21 protein-coding genes are annotated in these 21,303 nt (G+C 42.7%); 13 read left to right on the forward strand and 8 right to left on the reverse strand.

Going from position 1 to position 21,303, the window contains the following annotated elements; all coding sequences use genetic code 11:
• Positions 1-56: 56 nt before the first annotated feature.
• A complete protein-coding gene (gene yihA, locus AC2SLM_RS04265; protein ID WP_486542166.1) occupies positions 57-782 on the reverse strand; it encodes a ribosome biogenesis GTP-binding protein YihA/YsxC in 726 nt (241 codons plus the stop codon).
• Positions 783-1,473: 691 nt separating this feature from the next.
• Between yihA and AC2SLM_RS04270 the strand changes: the two genes are divergently transcribed.
• The 4 genes from AC2SLM_RS04270 to AC2SLM_RS04285 all read left to right on the forward strand — a co-directional run bounded on the left by AC2SLM_RS04270 (position 1,474) and on the right by AC2SLM_RS04285 (position 4,524).
• Positions 1,474-1,779: a c-type cytochrome gene (locus AC2SLM_RS04270; protein ID WP_486542164.1), complete on the forward strand. Its 306-nt coding sequence runs from the start codon at positions 1,474-1,476 to the stop codon at positions 1,777-1,779.
• A gap of 422 nt (positions 1,780-2,201) precedes the next feature.
• Positions 2,202-2,867, forward strand: coding sequence for a c-type cytochrome (locus AC2SLM_RS04275; protein WP_486552241.1), 666 nt, complete (start codon positions 2,202-2,204; stop codon positions 2,865-2,867).
• 203 nt (positions 2,868-3,070) lie between these two features.
• Positions 3,071-4,180 (forward strand): hypothetical protein, encoded by a 1,110-nt coding sequence (locus AC2SLM_RS04280; protein ID WP_486552243.1) that lies wholly within the window; start codon positions 3,071-3,073, stop codon positions 4,178-4,180.
• Complete coding sequence (locus AC2SLM_RS04285; RefSeq protein WP_486552244.1) at positions 4,177-4,524, forward strand: RnfH family protein; 348 nt, start codon at positions 4,177-4,179, stop codon at positions 4,522-4,524. The genes AC2SLM_RS04280 and AC2SLM_RS04285 overlap by 4 nt, the downstream gene beginning before the upstream one ends.
• Positions 4,525-4,691: 167 nt before the next feature.
• Here the strand turns inward: AC2SLM_RS04285 and AC2SLM_RS04290 are convergent, their stop codons facing one another.
• A complete protein-coding gene (locus AC2SLM_RS04290; RefSeq protein ID WP_486542156.1) occupies positions 4,692-5,066 on the reverse strand; it encodes an outer membrane protein assembly factor BamE in 375 nt (124 codons plus the stop codon).
• Between the two features lie 250 nt (positions 5,067-5,316).
• Here AC2SLM_RS04290 and fur point away from each other — a divergent pair, with 250 nt between their 5' ends.
• The gene (gene fur / locus AC2SLM_RS04295; RefSeq protein ID WP_486542154.1) at positions 5,317-5,748 is read left to right on the forward strand and encodes a ferric iron uptake transcriptional regulator; all 432 of its coding nucleotides are present in this window, start codon (positions 5,317-5,319) and stop codon (positions 5,746-5,748) included.
• 140 nt (positions 5,749-5,888) lie between these two features.
• On the opposite strand, the gene AC2SLM_RS04300 is transcribed toward fur, so the two are convergent.
• The gene (locus AC2SLM_RS04300) at positions 5,889-6,944 is read right to left on the reverse strand and encodes a type IV pilus twitching motility protein PilT (protein ID WP_486552261.1); all 1,056 of its coding nucleotides are present in this window, start codon (positions 6,942-6,944) and stop codon (positions 5,889-5,891) included.
• Positions 6,945-7,205: 261 nt separating this feature from the next.
• Here AC2SLM_RS04300 and AC2SLM_RS04305 point away from each other — a divergent pair, with 261 nt between their 5' ends.
• Entirely contained in the window at positions 7,206-7,925 is a 720-nt protein-coding gene (locus tag AC2SLM_RS04305; protein WP_486552245.1) for a YggS family pyridoxal phosphate-dependent enzyme, read from the forward strand.
• 119 nt (positions 7,926-8,044) lie between these two features.
• Here AC2SLM_RS04305 and AC2SLM_RS04310 read toward each other — a convergent pair whose 3' ends face one another.
• Complete coding sequence (locus AC2SLM_RS04310) at positions 8,045-9,703, reverse strand: NAD+ synthase (protein WP_486542150.1); 1,659 nt, start codon at positions 9,701-9,703, stop codon at positions 8,045-8,047.
• 415 nt (positions 9,704-10,118) lie between these two features.
• On the opposite strand from AC2SLM_RS04310, the gene AC2SLM_RS04315 reads away from it, so the two are divergent.
• Positions 10,119-10,613 (forward strand): hypothetical protein, encoded by a 495-nt coding sequence (locus AC2SLM_RS04315; protein WP_486552247.1) that lies wholly within the window; start codon positions 10,119-10,121, stop codon positions 10,611-10,613.
• 38 nt (positions 10,614-10,651) lie between these two features.
• Here the strand turns inward: AC2SLM_RS04315 and AC2SLM_RS04320 are convergent, their stop codons facing one another.
• The gene (locus AC2SLM_RS04320) at positions 10,652-11,236 is read right to left on the reverse strand and encodes a cell division protein ZapA (protein WP_486552249.1); all 585 of its coding nucleotides are present in this window, start codon (positions 11,234-11,236) and stop codon (positions 10,652-10,654) included.
• A 179-nt stretch (positions 11,237-11,415) separates the two neighbouring features.
• Positions 11,416-11,826 (reverse strand): hypothetical protein, encoded by a 411-nt coding sequence (locus AC2SLM_RS04325; protein WP_486552251.1) that lies wholly within the window; start codon positions 11,824-11,826, stop codon positions 11,416-11,418.
• Between the two features lie 207 nt (positions 11,827-12,033).
• On the opposite strand from AC2SLM_RS04325, the gene AC2SLM_RS04330 reads away from it, so the two are divergent.
• The 4 genes from AC2SLM_RS04330 to AC2SLM_RS04345 all read left to right on the forward strand — a co-directional run bounded on the left by AC2SLM_RS04330 (position 12,034) and on the right by AC2SLM_RS04345 (position 15,263).
• On the forward strand, positions 12,034-12,690 hold the full coding sequence (locus AC2SLM_RS04330; protein WP_486542142.1) for a UPF0149 family protein: 657 nt from the start codon (positions 12,034-12,036) through the stop codon (positions 12,688-12,690).
• Positions 12,691-12,752: 62 nt separating this feature from the next.
• Positions 12,753-13,250, forward strand: coding sequence for a nucleoside deaminase (locus AC2SLM_RS04335; protein WP_486552252.1), 498 nt, complete (start codon positions 12,753-12,755; stop codon positions 13,248-13,250).
• Positions 13,247-14,497, forward strand: coding sequence for an acetylornithine deacetylase (gene argE, locus AC2SLM_RS04340; protein WP_486542138.1), 1,251 nt, complete (start codon positions 13,247-13,249; stop codon positions 14,495-14,497). The genes AC2SLM_RS04335 and argE overlap by 4 nt, the downstream gene beginning before the upstream one ends.
• 109 nt (positions 14,498-14,606) lie before the next feature.
• Positions 14,607-15,263 (forward strand): LysE family translocator, encoded by a 657-nt coding sequence (locus tag AC2SLM_RS04345; protein ID WP_486552254.1) that lies wholly within the window; start codon positions 14,607-14,609, stop codon positions 15,261-15,263.
• Positions 15,264-15,406: 143 nt separating this feature from the next.
• On the opposite strand, the gene miaB is transcribed toward AC2SLM_RS04345, so the two are convergent.
• Positions 15,407-16,888, reverse strand: a complete 1,482-nt coding sequence (miaB, locus tag AC2SLM_RS04350; RefSeq protein ID WP_486552256.1) for a tRNA (N6-isopentenyl adenosine(37)-C2)-methylthiotransferase MiaB — start codon at positions 16,886-16,888, stop codon at positions 15,407-15,409.
• A gap of 553 nt (positions 16,889-17,441) precedes the next feature.
• Here miaB and AC2SLM_RS04355 point away from each other — a divergent pair.
• On the forward strand, positions 17,442-19,487 hold the full coding sequence (locus AC2SLM_RS04355) for a lytic transglycosylase domain-containing protein (protein ID WP_486542131.1): 2,046 nt from the start codon (positions 17,442-17,444) through the stop codon (positions 19,485-19,487).
• 504 nt (positions 19,488-19,991) lie between these two features.
• A complete protein-coding gene (locus AC2SLM_RS04360; RefSeq protein WP_486552258.1) occupies positions 19,992-20,975 on the forward strand; it encodes a malate dehydrogenase in 984 nt (327 codons plus the stop codon).
• 93 nt (positions 20,976-21,068) lie between these two features.
• On the opposite strand, the gene AC2SLM_RS04365 is transcribed toward AC2SLM_RS04360, so the two are convergent.
• Positions 21,069-21,303, reverse strand: a 235-nt coding sequence (locus tag AC2SLM_RS04365) for an integrase core domain-containing protein (RefSeq protein ID WP_486551188.1), incomplete at its 5' end; no start/stop codon positions are given.

The raw sequence follows: 21,303 nt of genomic DNA on the forward strand, positions 1-21,303 counted from the left end.
TTTATTAAATGAGTTTAATATCGACTTAGAGGCCTAGCCATAAAGCAAAGTAGTAATTAGTAGCGAATAATTCGGCTGTCTTTGTTGTCAGGATGGCCATCGATTCTTAACCATCGACCCATGACTTCGGCAAGCTCATCAATACCTTCCTTTTTAAGCGAAGAGAAGAGCTGAATAGAGAAGGGTAATTCTAACTTTTCCATCTCACGTTTGGTATTCAGTAGGATGGTCTTGGCAGGCCCGTATTTAAACTTATCTGATTTGGTCAATAACACATGAACCGGAAGGTTACCTAATTTAGCCCACTGTAGCATTTGTTGGTCAAAAATCTTCAACGGATGACGGCTATCCATTAATAGCACCAAACCTGCCAAGCTTTGACGGGCAATTAAGTACTCTTCTAACTCATTTTGCCAAACCAGCTTCATCTTCTCTGGAACAGCTGCATAGCCATAGCCTGGTAAATCTACCAAACGCGCCTCTTCATTACCAATAGTAAAGAAGTTAATCATTTGTGTGCGTCCCGGTGTCTTTGACGAGCGTGCTAATTGACGCTGATTGGTCAACACGTTAATTGCAGAAGACTTACCTGCATTAGAGCGACCGGCAAAGGCAACTTCATAACCGATATCAGGCGGACACAGCTTAAAGGTCGGCGCAGACATCATAAATTCAGTTTGCTCTAAGCGCTTTCTGGGTGACAAATGTGATAAATCTGCCGCAGATTCAGGCGCCACGTACTCAGGTGCTTTGGTCTTTTTAACTTTTGGTGCATTAGCCATAGGGTGTCTCAAGTTTTGAACTAAGTATAAATAGGTGTCTAAGGCGTTGTTATTCGCAAATAGAGAGGTCATAAATAAGTATTATTGCTCCCATTATAACCACTCTTGCGCTTGAATGATAATAGCCTGAACAATGGCTATTATTATATCGTATCCATCTGCTTTAATAGGGGGCGTACATCATGCTCACTAAGCTTATATTAACGCCTCATATAAGCATTAAATCTGTTGTGGGTTTCGATTGGTATTTAGCTGTTATATAGCCAAATAAATTTATCTATATTTTAATTAATATTAACTTAATACCACGATAGTTTAGTTTATTTAAACTTACGTATTGAATTAATATACTTTTATTTAGATAACAAAATGCTAAACTAAGCCCAATTAAATGACAGTAGTCTCTATCATTGATGGCGAGATAAGTTAACGTGATTAAGGTTAGCGTAAAGCGGATCGTTAAAAACAAGGTCAATTTTTTGAATAAAGCAAATCAAAGCTTATTGAATTCTTGTCAAAAGTCGCCATAATAGTATTAAGTGAATAAGTGTTTACTGAAATTCATCAAAATGTATTAAACATAGGGTAATATAGACCCGTAATACTTATTCTAAATATTGCACGATACCTAACGCACCTGACGCAAATATGGATTTGCTATTGGGTGTCAACATAGGTAAGGAGAACATCAATGAGATTCACAAAAGTATTTGCGCCAGTATTTGCAGGCTTGGTTATGACTGGCATGCCTTTATTAGGCAATGCGAACGTGGCTCAACAGTACCAAGAAAGTTGTGCGGCATGTCATGAGACAGGAGCGTTGAATTCACCTCAAACCGGTGATACAGCCACTTGGTCGCGCCTAAAAGCAGACAAAGGAATCAAAACCTTGGTCAATGCTGTAAAAAATGGCGGCAAACAAATGCCAGCAGGCGGTCTATGCAGCAATTGCAGCGATGCAGATTATGCGGCGCTTATCGAATATATGTCTAAATAATTTATAGCTGATTAACCGGATGTTTATTAATTGAGTTTGATTGCGTTAATTAAGTTTGCTCAAGAGAATAGGCGACCTGACGCATTTAAAAATGACATTTAACTACTAAAATAACGGTTAATAAAATCATTACAAAGTAGCAAAAGCCCTGATTAAATCAGGGTTTTTTTACATTAAGGGTTATGCTTAGTGTTATTTATTGCGCTGCTTTGACTAATATGTCACGGATGGGTAGCTATTTTTACAAAACTATTGATATAATAATGGTATTAATTATTCTCTGTGAGTAGTTATAGCTTAAACATAAGCTGATAGCTTAAGCCTGATTATTTGGTTTGAGTGCGTCACACAATTACCGTTTCAGCTATTCAAGTTATAGTTACTTAGCTACCGCCTGAAAGACTTAGTAGGATTAGACTACAATGAAAAAATTGCTCGTTGCCACCAGCCTATGTGTTGCCAGTCTCAGCGCTCATGCCGTTATTACGGTTCCTAAGTATGATGTTGAAGCAGGCAAACAGATTGCTGAGACCGTTTGTGCGGCCTGTCATGGTTTGACTGGCACCAGTGTTGTGCCAACTCAGCCGAATCTTGGCGGTCAGAACGTACGTTATCTCTATAAACAGTTAATCAACTTCAAAACTGGATATCGTGTCAATGGTATCATGCAAGGTCAAGTTGCTAACTTATCACAGCAAGATTTAGCCAACGTTGCCGGCTATTATTCTTCTCAGCAGCCTTGGGGTGCCTTCGCGGGTAACAAAGCGACTGCGGCTGAAGCGTCTAAATTATTCTTAGGCGGTGCAAAAGATCGCGGCGTAATCGGCTGTGCCGGTTGTCATGGTCCCAAAGCTGGCGGTAATGCCTATGCAGCCTTCCCACGTCTGGGTGGTCAGCATGAAGAGTACTTAGGCCTACAGCTTAAGATGTTCCGTGCGGCAGGTCGTGAAGATGATGTATCTAAAGATCAGATGCGTGTTAACGATGCCGCTAAAGAGGGCGACAAAGGGATGATGCAGGTCGTAGCCGCTCGTCTAACAGACCGCGATATCAAAATCTTATCGCAGTTCTTAAGTGCGGTTCACTAAAATATTGATAAAGTAGTTAGGCGTTATCGCTTAGCCCTATAACTGCTTATATTTATGAACAGAGTTTGGTAAACAAAGGCCCCGTTAATCGGGGTTTTTGTTATTATACGATTTAATATTTATAATACACTGCACGCATTCGACTGCTTTATCTTTGTTGATTGTTTTACATCACATATTCTTTAATAGCCGTGGGTATTACCATGCAAAATCGATTCGCCTCTTTATTTATTGCTGCTCTACTACCACTTTTATTGTTTCGTTGGTTTGTCCCATCGCCTGCCGGCCAGATTGATTTCTGGATAATGTGGGTGGTGGCGATGGCGGCAGTAGGGTTACCGCTTTTGTACGCTGAGATTGGTTTGGCGCATCGCAGTCAACAAACACCGGCGCGGGGTATTCAAGAGCTCACCCGGCAAGCAGATACCAGTACTATATGGCGCAGTTTTGTGTGGCTCACGGTTTTACTGTCTTTGGTTATCGCCGGTCTGAGTGTTGATGCGGTGAGCAGTAACTTACTGGATGCGACCGGTCGTTTGGGTATTAACGTTGATGTACCCGCATTTGCGCTAGCGATTGTCATGGTTATTATTGCCGGTATGCTTAGTCTACTAGGTGGCGGTACCTTGATAGCATCGATTGCATTGATTGCAATAGCGTTTATCATCGGAGCCGTGACTAACCTGTCTTCTTTAAGCCTGGTTATAACAGAGGCCAGCTTAGGTGAATGGGCACGAGCGGTGACGTTGGCCTTGGTTAGTGTGGGTGTGGGTACCGGCTTATATTGGTTTAACAATCCACTTGTGCATCAAAATGTGACACAAGATGCTGAAGTTGGTCGTAATACCCGTGAGGTCGCAACCAAAACCGTATTACCAATTTGGCTGACGCAGTTAGTTATCGGTAGTGTGGCACTTATCTTTACTACAGGCGCACTACCACCTGTAGCGACTATAGTTTACGCAATAGGTGTGTTGGCGGCCGCAGCATTTTTTATGTATTATGCGAGCACTCAGATAGCGACTCGGTTTCAGCGCTTTGGTATTTGGATTGCGTCAGTCATTAGTATTGCAGTGACTGTTGTCTTAGTAGCTGTGTTTAGCACTCAAGTGCTCAGCACCATTTTAGTAGTTATCAGCGTGTTAAGTGCGCTAATATTGGCGATATTCTCTGGTTGGCAGATGAAGATTAGTCACATGCGCAAATCGCTCAACTTTAAGTCTGAAGCCATCTATAACGTCTGGCGTGTGTTTGTGCGCATTTTGGTGCCGATTATGATTATCGCTGCGGTAACTGGTTGGTTTATCTCATGAGTTTGGACAATCAACAATCAATAGACACGCTGATACCGATTAGTTTGGCTTATGCACCAACGCACGATGTAATGTTATATGAAGAGCTTGAAGTGGCCAGCGGTACTCAGTTAATTGACGCGCTGACTCAAGTAGGTTGGCTTGATACAGATGCGTCATTAAAGCAGTGGTGTGAGCAGCATAAAGACGATACTAAAGTTAATAACAAAGACTGGCGTGTGGGTATCTTCTCTCACAAAAAGCCATTGACCTATGTATTGCAAGCACACGACCGAGTTGAGGTGTATCGACCGTTGACTGTTGATCCGATGCGTAAACGTCAGCGCCGTGCAACCCAACAGTAATTATAGACAGTGTCCTCTAGCCTGCTTGTAACGCTTAAAGATGACACCATATAGGTTATAGAACATAAAAATACCGATTAGCCATGATTGACCTTAAGAGTAAAGCGGGTCAATTTTAATTATCATGGGTTAATCGGTATAGTATTGCAGATAGAGCTTATTAAAGATTATTGACGGGTCTCTGGTAGGGTTTCAAGCCCTTCAATACGAGTCACCACATCGGCATTATCAAAATAGATAATCAAATGTTGGCTGGCATTACGAACCACTTCTTTACCATCTCGAATACCATAAGTGCCTGGCGTATAATCGTAGATATAATCCCAACGATTTGGCTCAAGTGTGTCTCTTAAAGCAGGACTACCAATGAGATAAAGCACTTGGTCTTTGGTCATGCCAGGGCGAATGTTTTGTGCTTGCGATTTAGTAATCGGCGTGCCTTGAGGCAAATCAATGGTATAAACACCAAAGATTGAGCAGGCAGAAAGTGACAAGACAGCTGAAACAGCGACAGGGTACAGTAAGGCTTTTAATATATTCATAGTTTCACGTTTTATGGTTACTCAGTATTATTGCTAGAGTGGGTTAATGAACAGGCAAACCGTTATAATAACGGTGATTGACACACCGACTTAAGGTGCCAAAACTCTGGCAAGGATAGATTCATTTTGATAAATGATACGTCAATTACTTGCAATTGCCTACCACTTGCGACACTATTTAACTAATTTCTCACTAATTTTTAGTTTTATTCTTGTTTAACTCATAAATTATAACGTCATAAGGATTATAATGAAATTTACCAATCAAGATTTACGTAAAGCAGGCTTAAAAATCACTTTACCACGCGTCAAAATTTTAGAGCTTCTAGAAAGTGCCGAAATGCATCATATGAGTGCAGAAGAGGTGTATAAGGCGCTAATAGAGCAAGGTGAGGATGTCGGACTGGCAACGGTATACCGTGTACTAACTCAGTTTGAGCAGGCCGGTATTGTCGAACGTCATAACTTCGAGAATAATCTATCAGTGTTCGAAATCACTCAAGAACAACATCATGACCATTTGGTTTGCGATATCTGTGGCAAAATCGTCGAGTTTCATAATGAGAAAATTGAAGAAGAGCAGTTAAAAGTCGCTGCAGAAAACGGCTTTAAATTATCGGGTCATTCACTGGTGCTATACGGTATTTGTGATGATGAAGAATGTCAAGATGCAGCGTCTTAAGACTTGATTTTGAGTTGCTTTAACCGTTAGCAATCCGCTATTTCATAAAACTATCTAGCAAAGAAGCCTACAATGTGTGGGCTTCTTTAGTTTATGACATAAGGTTTTATGGAATATTGCGCTTTATGAAATAAGGGCTGTTAGGCAAAAGCGGTCGGCTGTTTGGCAACTTTTTGAGCCTCAAGCTTATCGATACGGTTTTGATTGACCAGTTCTTGTAGCGCCTGATCAAGTGTCAGCATACCGGCATGAGCGCCAGTTTGTATCAAGGAATACATCTGTGCCAGTTTGTTTTCACGAATCAGATGTCGAATGGCAGGCGTCCCGAGCATAATTTCGTGCGCAGCAATGCGTCCGGTGTCATTGTGCTTTTTAATTAACACTTGAGAGATGACCGCTTGCAAAGACTCAGATAGCATAGCCCGAATCATCTCCTTTTCTGCCGCTGGAAACACATCGACAATGCGGTCAATGGTTTTAATTGCTGAACTGGTATGTAAGGTGGCAAAGACCAAGTGCCCTGTCTCTGCGGCGCTCAGCGCAAAACGAATAGTCTCAAGGTCACGCAGTTCACCTACTAAAATCACGTCAGGGTCTTCACGCAAGGCGGCACGTAACGCAGACTCAAAGCTTACAGTATGGCGAAACAATTCTCGCTGGTTAACAAGGCTTTGCTGGGATTCATGTATAAACTCTATAGGGTCTTCAATGGTCAGGATATGCTCTTTACGGGTATGATTAATATGGTCAATCATGGTAGCAAGGGTTGTTGATTTACCGCATCCTGTTGGTCCCGTAACCAATACCAGACCACGTTTGAATTGGCATATCTGTTTAAAAATATTGCCCATTCCCAGTGCTTGCATTGATAATAGGGTGGAGGGAATGGTTCTAAAAACGGCACCCATACCACGATTGTGACAAAAGACATTGACCCTAAAGCGGGCCAAGTTTGGGATATCATACGCAAAGTCTGCTTCTAACGTGCGCTCAAAGTCTGATACTTGCCTCTCTGTCATCAGCGCATAGACAATCTCTTTGACTTCGCTAGCCGATAAAGGCGGCATATCGCTCTGAATCATGTCACCATCGATACGTAGGACAGCAGGCATGCCAGAGGACAGGTGCAAGTCTGATGCGCGCTGACTGTGAGCAAGGCGCAGCAATTGGTCGCCGCTATGATTTGTTGGGGTTATTGGGCTGGGTTGCACATTGCATCCTTGCGTTATTTAATAAAGTGAACGGCTCATTGCCTGTATCATAACAAGCGCTTTGCACGGATGGTGAGTTTATTTATTTAAGAAGATAGATGGACTTTGCTTTAATAGCTGTAGGCTGATAAAACATACGCTACAGGCGGTATTAGAGAAGTGGCTTAGGAAGTGGTATGATTTAAGGTATGAACAGCATTTAATTCACTGTATTTTGCGATAAATTGTTATTAAAGAGGGCATACCATGAGCGAGTCTAATCTTCTACAACAATGGCAAGAGGTCAATGCACAGATAGACGCTGCTTGCACCCAAAGCGGCCGTGGTCGAGATGAGGTAACCTTGTTAGCGGTATCAAAGACTAAGCCTGTGCAGATGGTTGCCACGCTTGCTAAAGCTGGGCAATACCACTTTGGTGAGAATTATTTGCAAGAAGCAGTGGATAAAATTGCGCAGGTAAAGCAGCTATTAGAAGAGGAAGGGCATGACTCGCAAGACAACATCGTCTGGCATTATATCGGCCATATCCAGCGTAATAAGACCCGAGATATTGCTGAGACCTTTGATTGGGTGCATACCATTGAGCGCGATATTATTGCTAAGCGCTTAAACAATCAGCGCCCCGAGGGCCTGTCTCAGCTTAATGTGCTCATTCAGGTTAATATTGATAATGAAGAGAGCAAGTCAGGTTGTCTGCCGGATGAGGTTGATAGTTTGGTTAATACGGTTAAGGGTTATGAGAATTTAAATCTACGTGGTTTGATGATTATTCCATCACCAGAGGACACCAGCGCTTTTGAGCGCACTAAAGCACTATTCGATGAATTGCAGCAAGCCCATCCTGAACTTGAGCACTGGGATACTTTGAGTATGGGGATGAGTGCGTATTTGCAACAAGCCATTGAGCAAGGCTCAACCTTGGTGCGAGTGGGCAGTGCCATCTTTGGTGCTAGAGATTACAGCTAGTTGCTTATTGCTTGCCAGTTAGGTAATAGCTGACAAGTCATAAACACAAACATAAAAAAAGAGCCACTTTGGCTCTTTTTTTATATTTAAGACTCTAAAAGTCATCTTGGATTAATCTATTAACCTTCAATTGTCCAACCATTGACCAATGGATAACGACGTTCACGGCCAAACGCTTTATGGCTAATCTTAGTACCGATAGGCGCTTGACGGCGTTTGTATTCGCTATTATCGACTAGGCGAATGGTCTGACGAACGATGGCTGGATCAAAGCCTTTGGCAACGATTTCGTCATAGCCTAAGTCATTGTCAATATAATCTTTTAACACCGCATCCAAGATAGCGTAATCAGGTAAGCTGTCTTGATCTGTTTGATCAGGGCGTAGCTCAGCTGATGGTGCACGTGTGATAACTCGTTCTGGAATAACGTCAGTATCCTCTAAGCGGTTACGGTAATTGGCTAGAGCATATACTTCGGTTTTGTAAACATCTTTTAAGACATCGAAGCCGCCAGCCATATCGCCATATAAGGTTGAATAACCCACTGCCATCTCCGACTTATTACCGGTGGTAATAACCAGATGACCGAATTTATTCGACAATGCCATGAGTACCATACCGCGGGCACGGGCTTGGATATTCTCTTCTGTAGTATCCGCTTTGGCTTTGCTAAACAGCGGTGCTAGGGTGTGACGCATGCCATCAACAGCATCATGAATTGGGCAAACTGTGTATGATACATTCAAGCGGCGTGCTTGGGCTTGAGCATCTTCTAAGCTTATTTGTGAGGTGTATTCATACGGCATCATCACCGCATATACTTTATCGGCGCCCAATGCATCGACTGAGATACATAGGGTCAGCGCTGAATCGATACCACCTGATAAGCCAACAATCACGCCCTCAAAGCCGGAATGATTGACATAATCACGTAAGCCAACCACCAATGCCTGATACATCTCAGACTCTGGGCTTAACTGAAGCGGTGCTTTGTCTTGAGTATCAAATTGACCTTGATCTACATCAAAAGTGGCATACATCATATGCTCAAGGAAGCGCGGTGCTTCGTGAGCGATATCTCCATTAGCCTGAACTGCCATTGAGCCGCCATCAAAGACTAAATCGTCTTGACCGCCAACACAGTTAACATAAACGATAGGCAACTGATTATCACCGGTACGCTCTTTTAGCATCGCCTGACGCGAGTCTTGTTTGCCTGCTTCAAAGGGAGAGGCGTTAATCACTACTACTAAATCAGCGCCTTGATCTTTCAGTGCTTTAAACGGCTCTTTCTGCCATAAATCTTCACAGATAAGCAGGCCAATAGTCACGCCTTGATAATCAAACAGCACCTGATTGCGGCCTTTATCAAAGTAGCGACGTTCATCAAAAACACCATAGTTTGGTAGATACTGCTTATGATAAAAGCCTTTTTGCTGACCGTTTTGTATAATGGCTGCAGAGTTAAAGGTACCATGATAATCAACATGCGGATACCCAATAATCATCACGATGTCGTCGATATCACTTAAAGAGCTTAATGCTGATTTAACACGGTCAGACAAGCTTGGGCGCAGTAATAAATCTTCAGGAGGATAACCTAATAAGGCGAGCTCTGGAAAGACGATAATATCAGCGCCTTTGTTACGCGCTTCAATAGCTTGTTGGCGCATTTTTTGAATATTGGCCGAGATATCACCAACCATAAAGTGCGATTGCGCCAAAGCGAACTTGAGCATACGTCCTTTGGGTTGATTTTGATTATTATCAGTAGACATTGTAGGGTCCTATTAGTATGTGAAATGGAGTCTAATGTCTAAATGCTAAATATATAGAAGCAACTTATTAAGTTTTTTTATTGTTGGACCTATACTTAGTCATTTAGCACTAAATTATTTAAAATTTAATTTAAATCTCATTATTTTTGAGAATATCATAAAATATAAACAATGCTAAAAAGCCAACTACCACGCAAACAAAAGATTAAATAGATAAGCGGGGTAAGAGTTATATTGGTCACGTCTTGGTTTGGGATACTCTAATCCCACAGCTTTGCTCAACTTTTAGTCGAAAACAGACGCAATTAGGTTTAGTATAACATCAAATTTTTGTTGTTATGTCTAACCGATGTGTAATTGATGGCCTCAATGAAGGCGATGGGATTATAAGTAGGCATTAGATTAGGAAACTATCATGGGTGCATTTTTTTCGTTTTTATTTACGTTGGCTATTATTTGGGTGGTTATGTGGGGGTTCTTCAAGTTTATGTACCCTAAGCCGCCTAGAGAGTTTATGCCCAAAAAAGGCGATGTGCTAACGCCAAGAGATTGTGATTTTTGTTGTTATCCACTGGCGCAATACCGTGGTGTTATCGAAGAGAAGCCCGATTCAGCAGTCACTGAGACAGAGCAAGCAGAGATTTCACGCCTTAATGCCGAAAAAGACAGATTAGAGACGGATATTATTGCGACAGAAGTGGTTGAGCAAAAAGGGGTGAAAGGCTTATCACGTCAACAGAAGAAGCAATCAAAACGCCAGTATGAAGCTCAGAAAGAAGCGCTGTTCGAAAAACAACAAGCCGTCAAAAAGTTGACGACTTGGTTCTTTTGTAACTATGAGCATCAAGCGCAGTTTCATAACCAAAAAGCGGGTAATTCTACTATCGTAAAGCCTGATAACAAAAGCTAGGACGGGTTAAACCCATTTAGCATTTTGCAAGCTTTGGTTTAGTCATCGGTCAACTGCATGTCTTCTATCATTTGATCAATCAAGTGGTTGGCTTGTTGTAGGGTTTCTGAATCTACTGCTGCAGCCGATGTTGCTTTTTGCATCTTATCGTATAAGTTCAGGCAAGAGAGCACCAGTAAGTTTTTTGCAGACAGTTGAGGCGCAGCTTCACGAATCTCGTTAACAAATTCGTTAATATAGACGGTCGCTTCACTTAGCTCGTCTTCTTCGCCTACTGGGCAGTTAATCGTGTACTGTTCACCTAAAATAGTAATATCAATCGGTGTTGAAACGGTTAACTCATCTTCAGGGATGGTTTCACTTTCAGGAGCGATATCAATCACTTCAGAGACGGTTTCTGACTCGGTGTCGTAAGACTGCATATCTTGATTGTCAGATAACGAATTTTCTTCAGCAAAGGCTTCTGACGGTAGCGAATTATCCGCATCCACTTCTACCAAGTTTGATGGCTCAGCTTCTAATTCGGAGTGATTTACCTCATGAGTCTCTACAGCGTCATTATCTAAATCATTGATATTATCGTCAGTAGGGTACTCTTGCTCAGATGGATATGGGTTCGACATAATGCTCTCTTCAAATATTGGGTATTTGGCAGCCTAACCGAATGAGCCACAGGGTTTGAATAATTATTATCGTGGCGACAGTTAAACCATAAAAATAAGGGTGAAATTCATAGGGTAATTAGAGGTCAATAATGACCGTATTAGCGATTAATAGGTTAATCGACTAAGCAGCCGAGCCATTAATCAACTGCCTGATCAATCATGGTCAGTCGTTTCATAACAATCTTGGTATGCTCTTTGGCCAAACGGTTTTTCTCTAATAGCAGCTGATTGGATTTCTCAAGCGCGTCACACTTGCTCAATAACTCAGTGTATTTGTCATTTAATTCATGATGCGCTTCTGCCAGACTTTGATAAGACTCATCTAATTGGCTAAGTTTTTCTTCTAATTCGCTTTGCGCTTGGCTGGCTTGTTTTTGAGTGTTTTGGCTGTCTGCCAGATGCTGCTGTAATTGTTCTATTTCCTCTGTGTTGCTTTGAGGGTTTAATTTTAGCTCATTTAATTCGTTATATACGACATCATAACGCTGGCGTATATCATGCAAGGTGGCATCTAGGTACTGCAATTTTTCAATTAACGGTTCAGTCATGAGGAGTCACTTCTAATCGGGTTTGATTTAATTTAAATAAAAGGTTATGTGTATATTACCTTTAATAATGCCACAGATGCCCACATTATATCTAGCATTAGGATGTTAATGAATGTTTTTGCTACTTGGCTTAAATAAGCGGTGTGCTACAAGATAAATGTTGGTTAACAGCATCTGATTTTCACAAGTGTTTTAATGAGGTTATTTATGAACGATGATATTTCTGGCTGGAATGAGTGGTCAAACGTGTTTGAAAATTGGACGGATGTGAGCATCAGTGAGCTGCATGGCTTAATGACCGGCTTGATGACGGTGTGTTATGCACCCGCCAAAGAAGAGGAGTGGGAGCGTCTATTGTCAGAGCTAAGCTTTTCTATTCCTGATGAGGCAGCGTTGACGCTACTGACAGAAGAGGCAGAAGATACCTCGTTTCAGCTAAAAGACAAAGACGATGCATATCAATATTCGCCGCTCGTGCCTGATGATGAACACGACTTATATGAGCGTGTGATTGCGCTAAAACAGTGGGCAAATGGCTTTATGACTGGCTTTGGTGTGACTGATTGTAGCTTAACCGCCGAAGAGAATGTGATGCTTGCAGATTTGGCAAAAATTGGCAGTATTCGTATTACACCGGATGATGAGTTTGAGGGCGGTGAGGAGTCTTATTTATATTTATATGAATTTGTGCGCATGGTGCCGGTGAGTCTGGCGACCCGTAAGCGTAAGAAAATGATGGACTTGCCTTTGATTGCTGGTCTGTCTCCAACAGCGAAAACAGCAGCAGAGCTTGAAGAAGCTGGTTTAAAACCAAAGCCGATACCTCCGGTCATTGATATTATGAATCAAGACAACCCTTCTTAATTGAGGACTGATTTATAGAGCCGTCAGCTAAGGTTAACCGATACACGTTAAAAGGAGATACTATGATTACTGATAACGATATGATTCACTTACAGCGCTGCGTGGAATTAGCAGCCGAAGCAGTCGTTGCCGGCGATGAGCCTTTTGGCAGTGTCTTGGTTGATGAACATGGTGAGGTGCTCGCTGAGGATCGCAACCGAATCAATACGGTTGAGGCGACGTATCATCCTGAGATTGCTCTAGCGCGCTGGGCTGCTCAAAACATGAGCGCTAAGGCACGTGCAAAGGCAGTGGTCTATACCTCAGGTGAGCACTGTGCAATGTGTTCTGCTGCGCATGCTTGGGCAGGATTGGGCCGCATTGTCTATGTCAGCTCATCTAAGCAATTGGGTGAGTGGCTACAAGAATTCGGAGTCAAGTCGAAGTCGCCTATTAATAGCCTAAGCATTCAGGAAGTAGCGCCCGATATCGAGGTCGAAGGTCCAGTCGCAGGATTAGATGACGAGGTCAAAGTTCTACATCAACTGTCTTTGCAGCGCAAAAATAAGGAGGTCTTATGACCACACATAATCAAAGTAACAAGCCAGATACGGACAGAGATTATCCCATGCAAAGTGTTGATTGGTTAACTCGGTTGATCAGCTTTGATACGGTGAGCCGTCACTCTAATTTAGCGCTTATCAATGACGTGCAGGCTTATTGTCAGCAGTTGGGATTAGAGCCGGTATTAACCTTCAGTGGTGATAAAAGTAAGGCCAATTTGTTTGTGACCGTGCCGGCAGGTAGTGATGCTGCGGATAATGAGTCAAATAATCAGTCTTTGGTTATGAGTGGCGGTATTGTGTTGTCAGGTCATACCGATGTGGTGCCAGTGGACGGACAAGAGTGGGATTCTGACCCTTTTGATGCTGAAGTACGCGGCGATAAATTATATGGTCGCGGCGCATGTGATATGAAAGGCTTTATTGCTTGCGCGCTAAGTCTGCTGCCCAAAGCTGTCGAATTATCTAAGCAGGGCAAGCTTAATAAGCCACTGCACATTGCTTTATCTTTTGATGAAGAGGTGGGCTGCTTGGGTGCGCCGCTAATGTTAGCGGAGTTAGAGCAGCGCGGTATTCGCCCTGATTATTGTATCGTTGGTGAGCCGTCTTCTATGAAAATGGTGATTGCTCATAAAGGTATTTCGGTATTTCGCTGCACTGTACATGGCAAATCTGCCCATTCGTCATTGACGCTGCAAGGGGTGAATGCCATTAGTTATGCCGCGAGACTCATTGGCTTTATTGATGAGTTAGCCAGTGAATTAGCAGCATCGGGTCAGCAAGATAATGAGTTCGATGTGCCATTCTCGACCATGTCTATTGGTACGATACAAGGGGGTACTGCGACCAATATTGTGCCTAATTTATGCGAATTTACTTTTGATTATCGTAATTTGCCGATGATGGGTACGCAGGATATCCTGCCGGCAATTAAGCAAAAGATTGATGCGCTTAATAAGCAAATGCATCAGGTAGATAGCGATACGGGTATCGAGATTGAGCAGTTAGAAAGCGTGCCGGCCATGACCGATAGTGACAGTGCTGCACTGCAAGAGCTCATTGCTGGATTGGTCGGTTCTTCTGCGCGTCACAAGGTTGCTTATGCTACCGAAGGCGGCCAGTTTACCAATGCCGGTATTCCGACCGTTATTTGTGGCCCAGGTAGTATTGAGCAGGCACATAAAGCCAATGAATTTGTTGAGCTTGAGCAATTGGCACAGTGTGATGCTTTCTTAGATAAACTGCTAAGCTCATTACAAGCCTAAGTGGTTTAGTCAGAATAGCTAGGAGACAGACGACTGTCTCCTTTTTATTGATACCGATTATATGGATATCTTTTTTTTCTGATTTAGTCTTTTATTAAGGCCAAGTGGCATGAGCTTATCCCTATTTTTAGTGTTCTTTTTTAGCGTCTTTTTAATCTCTGCAACACCCGGGCCAAACATGCTATTGGCCTTTCAGTCTGGTATCAATCATGGGGTACGCCGGAGCGTATGGGTGCTAGCAGGGTTAAGTGCTGGACTATTTATCTTATTGGTCTCTGCGCTACTGGGCATTGATATTATTAGCCGCAGACTGCCTTGGTTACTCACCTTATTAAAAGTAGTGGGCGCGCTGTATTTAGTTTATTTAGGTATTCAAGCATGGCGACATGCCGATGATAATGTGTCTTTCTCTAAAGGCAATAATGCATCTGAAATGAATCGTGTTAAGAGTGTAGGGCAGCGTTTTCGCCGCGGTGTATGGGTGTCTTTATCCAATCCAAAAGCAATACTGTTCTTTGCCGCCTTTTTCCCTAAGTTTATTAACTTTGATGCACCGCTGTGGCCACAATACGTAATTTTAACGATTGGGTTTTTTGTCAGTGAAACCACTTGGCAGTTTGTCTATACCCTAGGTGGTACGAAGTTATCAGGCTGGCTAGGCAGTGGCTCTAGATTGTTATGGCTAAACCGCATATGTGGTGTGTTGTTTGTGTTTATCGCTGCTGCTTTATTGTGGGAAGTTGCCATACCAATGTTTAGCGAATAGTTAAGCAAAGTCGGTCAAGCTTTATAAACGAGTAAACAACAACGAGCAAACAACAAAAAGCGCCCAATGATGAGTCATTGGGCGCTTTTTGTTGTCTAGAGTAAAAACACTTAAATTACGGTAATAGATTTAAATAGGTCAAATTAATCTAAAACCTCGACCAATTCACCACGCACCATATGCGGGCTCACAAAGTCGGTGATTTTTACGGTCACAAATTTACCCATTAAGTCTGACTTTTGTTGCTCGGTGGCTTTAAATAACACAGAGCGGGTATTGTCTGCCGTACCTAATAGTTGGTCTGGATAGCGATCAGCAATCTCCTCCACCATCACACGCAGCGTTTTACCTACCATTTCTTCGGTTTTCTTAAGCGTCGAGTCACGAATCACTTTTTGGAAGATAGTCAAACGCTCTTTTTTTGTCGCTAAGCTCACATCATCTGGTAATTCAGCGGCAGGCGTACCCGGACGTTTTGAGTAAATGAAGCTATACGAGTGGTCAAAGTCTAATGCTTTGGCTAGATTTAGCGTCTCTAAGAAGTCCGCTTCGGTCTCGCCTGGGAAGCCGATAATAAAGTCACTTGATAGATGCATATCAGGGCGCACTGCCATCAATTTATTAATCTGATTGATATAGACATCAATGGTGTGGTTACGCTTCATTGCCGCTAAGATTTTGTTTGAGCCACTTTGTACCGGAAGATGTAAGTGTGATACCAGCTGCGGTAATTTGGCATAGGCTTCAATAATGTCATCAGTGAATTCTAGTGGATGACTGGTGGTATAGCGAATACGCTCAATGCCATCGACGTGTGCCACATAATGTAATAGTTCAGCGAAGCGGCAGATACTGCCATCGTCTTTCTCACCGCGGTAACCGTTTACGTTTTGACCAAGTAGGGTGATTTCGCGCACACCTTGCTCAGCCAAGCTATCAATTTCGGCTAGTACATCATCTAGCGGACGTGATAACTCTTCTCCGCGCGTGTAAGGTACCACGCAGAATGAGCAGTATTTTGAGCAGCCTTCCATAATAGAGACAAACGCGCGGTAGCCTTCTACTTTTGGCTCAGGCAAGAAGTCAAACTTCTCAATACTTGGGAAAGACACATCGACCGTACCGATACGGTCTTTTGGTTTGACGTTTTTCTGACTGGTGGATTGATCATATAGCTCTGGCAAACGATGTAAGGTTTGTGGACCAAATACCATATCAACATAAGGCGCACGCTTTTGAATGTTGTCGCCTTCTTGTGATGCCACGCAGCCGCCCACACCAATCACTAGCTCTGGATTTTTTTCTTTGAGCTTACGCCAACGGCCTAATTCTGAAAATACTTTTTCTTGTGCTTTTTCACGAATAGAGCAGGTATTCATCAGTAACACATCGGCTTCATCGATGTTATCGGTCACAATCATATCGTGTGAATCACCAAGCACATTACCCATTTTTTCAGAATCATACACATTCATCTGACAACCTTGGGTTGCGATATACACTTTCTTTTTTGGGCGCTCAGTAGTGGGCTGTTCTTGACTGGCGCTGTCCACAGACGATGCTAGAGGGTTGGTCTCTGCATCTGTGTTACGGATAGATTTGGGGTCAAATAAAGTAGCACTCATATTAAGCAGTCCAAGGTTGTGTTGATTTAAAGGGTTGCCAATGGCTAATAGACTAAACGTCGAATTTGGCTATTTTATCGATAGATAGGGCTAAATAACGCCATCACAATCAAGCGATAGCTAATTTAACGGACTTTGTACAGGCAGTTACGACTTATTTATGTTCACTATAAGCTTTGTAGTAATGACCATTTAAACAGTCGCTGACTATGTTGACTAAAATAAAAGAGCGTTATTATATCATAAGCCTTATAGGGTTGAGTGAAAATGGCGTATGCATTATTGTGACTTATTATTGTTAAGCAGTTCATGTGTTTAACGCTCATACTGTCTGATTTATTGCTGTTTTATCCGCTTATAGGGCTATCTGCAACATCGGCTTACATAAAGCATTTTGGTGTGGTGGCTATTGTTGCCTATAATCAGTACGCTAACTTTAATTAATTTTCAGGCATTATTTTGTCAGTTTATCTTTAATGACGTTACCCTAATTCGATTATCCCTTTAGATTCACTTTAACAATAAGACCGTTTTTATGCTCAAGACCTCTTCTATGACTCGTTTTAATGCTCAAGCCTTAACGAACTCTAAGGCTTCGCTTGCCCTCTGTTTAATGGGGATGCTAGGCATGTCGCAGATTGCCTGCGCACAGTTAAGCTTTCAAGACTCAGCCACCAATTATGCCAATGACACCAGTATTAACTACTTTAATGAGGCGCTCTCTGCCGGTCAGCGTAACGATTCAGGTGCGCTGTATCAGTATGAGCAGATGATGAATGGCGGTCTATTTGCTATGTATCCTGCCTATTGGCGTTTAGATAATGATATTTCTACTTTGCACCCCAGTGTGGTGACAGAGTTTGCAAGTAAATATCGTGGTTCGGTAATGGCAGAGAAGTTAGCTGCCGATTATGCTGAAACCAAGGCCAAAGCTGGTGATTATGCTGCTGTGCGTCAAGTGGCTAATTACATTATCAATGCAGATGACAGTGAGCGCTGTGCGGTGGCGCTTGGCTTTAATAATGGCGGCGATGCAATGCGTGCGATGTCATTAAAGACCGAAGTTTGGCTAACCACCAAAAAGCAGCCTGCGCTGTGTACTCAGCTGGGTACTGAAATGATTAGCAACCCTATGATTAGCAATACTGACCGTAAAGAGCGTCTATTCCGCATGCTACGTATTGGCCGGACTGGCGATATTATGGCGCTTGCGCAGTCACTTGGTATACCCATTAGTTATAGTGAATTAAGTGAGATTCAGCTAAATCCAACGGCATTTATTAGCCGCATGAAGAATCAGGGTTTTAGTCAGAAGAATCAATATTTGTATCTATATGCCATTGGCCGTATTGCGGATAAATCGTATCGTGAAGCGGCGATGCAGATTGATTTTGATGTCAATCAAGACAGCATGCGCGGTCAGCCATTGCTTAGCGAAGAGACGCGTCGTCATGCCTACCGTATTATTGGCGTAAAGCGTATGAACTTTAACACCGATGATGGCTTTAACGAAGAAGCAGTAACTTGGTTCCGTAAGAGTTTAGGCGAAAGATTCAACTATGAGGAAGCAGAAGATTACGCGATGGCCGCCATCCGCTTTAGCCAGTGGGATGATGTGATTAATGCCATCGGTAGCATGGACAATGCCACTCAAAAAGAAGATATTTGGCAATATTGGTTGGCTCGTGCTTATGAAGGCTCAAGTGACCGCAGTAAAAAAGGCTTAGCAACACAAATCTATCAGCGTTTGGCTAGCCACAATAATTACTATGGTTTCTTAGCTCAAGACAAAGTAGGGCAACGCTTTAACGCACGCCGCGCCGGTGGTAACGGTATTCCTAACGTATCAAGCAGTGATACCAATCGCATGCTTAATGATCCACATTTTGCGCGCGCTTTTGCTTTATATAACAACAATTCAAGCCGTAGTTATGCCAACCGTGAGTGGAACTGGGCGGTAAAAGTGGCGCGTGATGCCAATGACACCAGTAAGATTTTAGCAGCGGCTAAATATGCGCACGATATTGGCTGGCTAGACCGCTCGATTTACGCCATTGATAATACTGATAGCGTTAACAGCTATGGTTTATCGCACCCAATGCCGTATCAAGACTCTGTGGTGCGTTATAGTCGCAATGTCGGTATTGACCCTGCTTGGGCATACGGCATTATGCGTCAAGAAAGCCGCTTTGTGAGCAGTGCACAATCGGGCGTGGGTGCAAGTGGCTTGATGCAAATCATGCCAGCAACTGCCAAGTATATTGCACGTAATTTAGGTGAATCTTATAGTGCTAGCCGTGCAAACAGCGGCGATACCAACATTCGATACGGTACGTGGTACATGAGTGATATCATGGGTAAGCTGAATTATCAGCCTGTATTGGCAACTGCCGGTTATAATGCAGGGCCGAACAAAGCCAAGCGTTGGCAGCCGGTATATGGCTCGCTTGCTGCAGACCAGTATGTTGAAACTATTGCCTATCCTGAAACACGAAACTATGTTAAGCGAGTGATGGAGAACGCCACCATCTATAGCAGTTTGCTGGGTGCGACAACCCCGCTATCACAGCGTATGGGTACGATTCCGGCAGAATACTAAACCTGTTTTACGGCAATAAAGCACGAGGGATGATTTCTAACAGGTACCAATGTTAGCAATCATCCCTCGCTTTAGAGCGGTGCTTGGTACAATAAATAGGTTTGAGCAAAATTTTGAAAGGTGCTACACTTTTAGCGCAATGAAATCTTAGCAAAATACTAAGAATTAACGCTCAAATAATATGGGCTTAGCGACTGCTTTGGTATTATTAATCAATACGTTGCTAATCCAATAAGCGAATGATTATTTCCAAATTAGGCATTGTCAGCGCCTTTATGATTCTTCTTGATAGTTTGCTGTTTGTAGCGTTACTTATAGTAGACTCGTCACCAAGTCGCATAACTTGCTGACACTCTGGTGTTAAGGTAGTGCCGCGGTATATATATTTTAATAATCGTTTATAACTTTAAAATCGCGCACTGCTACTAATAGCTGCCTATTTATGACATCTTTGTCATAACTGTTTTGTCAAACAACCTCACTAAAAATCACTAGGAGAATTACATGAAACAACCTGTTCGCGTTGCCGTTACTGGTGCTGCTGGTAATATTAGCTATGCTATGCTTTTCCGTATTGCTTCAGGCGAGATGCTAGGTAAAGATCAGCCAGTTATTCTACAGCTTTTAGAAATCACACCAGCACTTGACGCACTAAAAGGCGTTGTGATGGAGCTTGAAGATTGTGCGTTCCCATTATTAGCAGGTGTTGTTCAAACTGACGATGCAAATGTTGCATTCAAAGATGCAGACTATGCACTATTAGTTGGTGCACGTCCTCGTGGCCCAGGTATGGAGCGTAAAGACCTACTTGAAGCGAACGCAACTATCTTCTCAGCTCAAGGTAAAGCACTAAACGAAGTGGCTAGCCGTGATGTTAAAGTATTGGTTGTGGGTAACCCAGCTAACACCAACGCGCTAATCGCTCAGCGTAACGCACCAGATCTAGACCCACGTAACTTCACAGCTATGACGCGTCTAGACCACAACCGTGGTATGGCTCAGCTTGCTGAAGAGACCAACAGCACAGTAAATGACATCAAAAAAATGATCATTTGGGGTAACCACTCATCAACTCAGTATCCAGATTTAACTGAGTGTACGGTTAATGGTAAACCTGCTCTAGATCAAGTAGACCGTGACTGGTACGAAAAAACGTATATCCCAAGCGTACAAAAACGCGGCGCAGCTATCATTGAAGCGCGCGGTGCATCATCAGCCGCTTCTGCTGCAAACGCTGCTATCGCACACATGCGTACTTGGGCTCTAGGTACTGATGAGAACGATTGGGTATCTATGGGTGTTTATTCACAAGGCGAATATGGTATCGCTAAAGGCCTAATCTATTCTTTCCCATGTACTTGCAACAATGGTGATTGGAAAATTGTTGAAGGTCTAGACACCTCTTCTGACTTCTCACAAGAGAAAATGAAAGCCACTGAGCAAGAGCTTAGCGAAGAGCGTGATGCAGTAGAGCACTTACTTCCATAAGTCGCTCTATCTTCATTGCTTTAAACGAATGTCTCGTCCTAAAATAGGTTGATGATTTAAAACAAGCCAGATACCCCGTGTATCTGGTTTTTTCTATGCAGAACACCCATAACTTTGATGAAACTCGAAAGGCGTTCTCATATTCAAACTCAAATGCGGTCTCATATGATTATAAATATAAACCGACTCATCAACGAGCACTCTTAGCTCATCTAACGTATTACACTGATGAATTAAAAACTCATCCTTTAAAATGCCATTAACGCGTTCAGCTAAAGCATTTTGATAACAGTCATAGCCATCTGTCATAGACGGTCTAATGTTGTTC

The organism is Psychrobacter sp. CX16 (assembly GCF_057396245.1).

Coding starts and splice junctions, on each gene's coding strand:
- AC2SLM_RS04290 (WP_486542156.1), bottom strand. CDS start 5,066: ATGAATATATTAAAAGCCTTACTGTACCCTGTCGCTGTTTCAGCTGTC.
- AC2SLM_RS04305 (WP_486552245.1), top strand. CDS start 7,206: ATGAGCGAGTCTAATCTTCTACAACAATGGCAAGAGGTCAATGCACAG.
- argE (WP_486542138.1), top strand. CDS start 13,247: ATGACCACACATAATCAAAGTAACAAGCCAGATACGGACAGAGATTAT.
- miaB (WP_486552256.1), bottom strand. CDS start 16,888: ATGAGTGCTACTTTATTTGACCCCAAATCTATCCGTAACACAGATGCA.
- AC2SLM_RS04270 (WP_486542164.1), top strand. CDS start 1,474: ATGAGATTCACAAAAGTATTTGCGCCAGTATTTGCAGGCTTGGTTATG.
- AC2SLM_RS04320 (WP_486552249.1), bottom strand. CDS start 11,236: ATGTCGAACCCATATCCATCTGAGCAAGAGTACCCTACTGACGATAAT.
- AC2SLM_RS04330 (WP_486542142.1), top strand. CDS start 12,034: ATGAACGATGATATTTCTGGCTGGAATGAGTGGTCAAACGTGTTTGAA.
- AC2SLM_RS04355 (WP_486542131.1), top strand. CDS start 17,442: ATGACTCGTTTTAATGCTCAAGCCTTAACGAACTCTAAGGCTTCGCTT.
- AC2SLM_RS04280 (WP_486552243.1), top strand. CDS start 3,071: ATGCAAAATCGATTCGCCTCTTTATTTATTGCTGCTCTACTACCACTT.
- AC2SLM_RS04345 (WP_486552254.1), top strand. CDS start 14,607: ATGAGCTTATCCCTATTTTTAGTGTTCTTTTTTAGCGTCTTTTTAATC.
- AC2SLM_RS04275 (WP_486552241.1), top strand. CDS start 2,202: ATGAAAAAATTGCTCGTTGCCACCAGCCTATGTGTTGCCAGTCTCAGC.
- AC2SLM_RS04285 (WP_486552244.1), top strand. CDS start 4,177: ATGAGTTTGGACAATCAACAATCAATAGACACGCTGATACCGATTAGT.
- fur (WP_486542154.1), top strand. CDS start 5,317: ATGAAATTTACCAATCAAGATTTACGTAAAGCAGGCTTAAAAATCACT.
- AC2SLM_RS04360 (WP_486552258.1), top strand. CDS start 19,992: ATGAAACAACCTGTTCGCGTTGCCGTTACTGGTGCTGCTGGTAATATT.
- AC2SLM_RS04325 (WP_486552251.1), bottom strand. CDS start 11,826: ATGACTGAACCGTTAATTGAAAAATTGCAGTACCTAGATGCCACCTTG.
- yihA (WP_486542166.1), bottom strand. CDS start 782: ATGGCTAATGCACCAAAAGTTAAAAAGACCAAAGCACCTGAGTACGTG.
- AC2SLM_RS04310 (WP_486542150.1), bottom strand. CDS start 9,703: ATGTCTACTGATAATAATCAAAATCAACCCAAAGGACGTATGCTCAAG.
- AC2SLM_RS04315 (WP_486552247.1), top strand. CDS start 10,119: ATGGGTGCATTTTTTTCGTTTTTATTTACGTTGGCTATTATTTGGGTG.
- AC2SLM_RS04335 (WP_486552252.1), top strand. CDS start 12,753: ATGATTACTGATAACGATATGATTCACTTACAGCGCTGCGTGGAATTA.